A 1262-nucleotide genomic window follows, 5' to 3' on the forward strand; every position below is an offset into this window, starting at 1 on the left:
ACCCGCCCTCTCGGCGTGCGTGCGCTACGCGGTCGTCCCGCCCGGCAGGATCCGGCGGAAACCGGTGTACGGGGCGAGGGCCTCGGGGAGCAGGACGGAGCCGTCCTCCTGCACGCCCTGCTCCAGCAGGGCGGCGACGGTACGGCCGACGGGCAGGGCCGAACCGTTGAGGGTGGCGGCCGGACCCTTGCGTCCGTCGGCCCGCCTGTGACGGATGTTCGCGCGGCGGCCCTGGAAGGTGCCGCAGTCGGAGACCGAGGAGATCTCGCGGTAGGCGCCGCTGCCCGGCAGCCACACCTCGATGTCGTACGTCATCCGCGCGGAGAAGCCGAGGTCGCCGGCGGGCAGCAGGACCACGCGGTGGGAGAGCCCGAGGCGGCGCAGGCATTCCTCGGCGTGCCCCACCATGAGCTCCAGTTGTTCCGGTGCGTCCTCGGGGGCGCAGACGCGGACCAGCTCCACCTTCTCGAACTGGTGCAGGCGCAGGATTCCCCGGGTGTCGCGCCCGTACGCCCCCGCCTCGGCGCGGAAGCAGGGAGTGCGCGCGGTGAAGGCGTGGGGCAGGTCACGGGCCTCCAGGAGCTGCTGGGCCACCAGGTTGGTGAGCGGCACCTCGGCGGTGGGGATCAGGAAGAGTTCCCGGTCACCCACCTGGGTACGGAACAGGTCGTCCTCGAACTTGGGGAGCTGACCGGTGCCGGTCATGGTGTCCCGGTTCACGAGGAACGGCACGGAGTACTCCGTGTAACCGTGTTCGCGGGTGTGGAGGTCGAGGAAGAAGTCGGTCAGCGCCCGCTCCAGACGGGCACCGGCACCGCGGCTGACGCTGAAGCGGGCGCCCGAGAGTTTGGCGGCACCCGGGCCGTCCAGGATGCCGAGCGACTCGCCGATGTCGGCGTGGTGCGGGGCGTCGGTGCCGTGCCGCGCCGGGCCCCAGCGGCGGACCTCCACCGCCTCCTTCTCGGTGTCACCGTCCGGCACCCGGTCGAGGGGCACGTTGGGGATGCCGAGCAGCAGCTCGGAGAGTTCCTGCCCCGCGACGCGGGCCGCGGCCTCCGCCTGCTGCACGTCCGCGCGCAGGGCACGGGCGGCCTCCTTCTCCTCCTCGGAGGGCGGTCCCGAGCGCCCGCGCGTGCGCGAGACGCGGTTCAGCTCCGTACGCGACCGGGTCACGTCGGCCTGGGCCTCGGACCGTCGGCGCATCGCCTTCTCCAGGGCGGCCAGGTCGAGGTCGTAGCGGCGACGGGCCAGTCGCCTCATGG

Annotated in this window: 1 protein-coding gene; it reads right to left on the bottom strand. The window is 73.1% G+C overall.

Features of this window, described 5'->3' with window-relative positions:
* Positions 1 to 24: 24 nt before the first annotated feature.
* On the bottom strand, positions 25 to 1260 hold the full coding sequence (serS, locus tag BFF76_RS29760) for a serine--tRNA ligase (protein WP_065849466.1): 1236 nt from the start codon (positions 1258 to 1260) through the stop codon (positions 25 to 27).
* Positions 1261 to 1262 lie beyond the last annotated feature (2 nt).

Origin of the sequence: Streptomyces mutomycini (assembly GCF_001700505.1) — a bacterium.
In the GTDB taxonomy this organism is placed as follows: Bacteria; Actinomycetota; Actinomycetes; order Streptomycetales; family Streptomycetaceae; genus Streptomyces; species Streptomyces mutomycini.

Coding starts and splice junctions, on each gene's coding strand:
- serS (WP_065849466.1), bottom strand. CDS start 1,260: ATGAGGCGACTGGCCCGTCGCCGCTACGACCTCGACCTGGCCGCCCTG.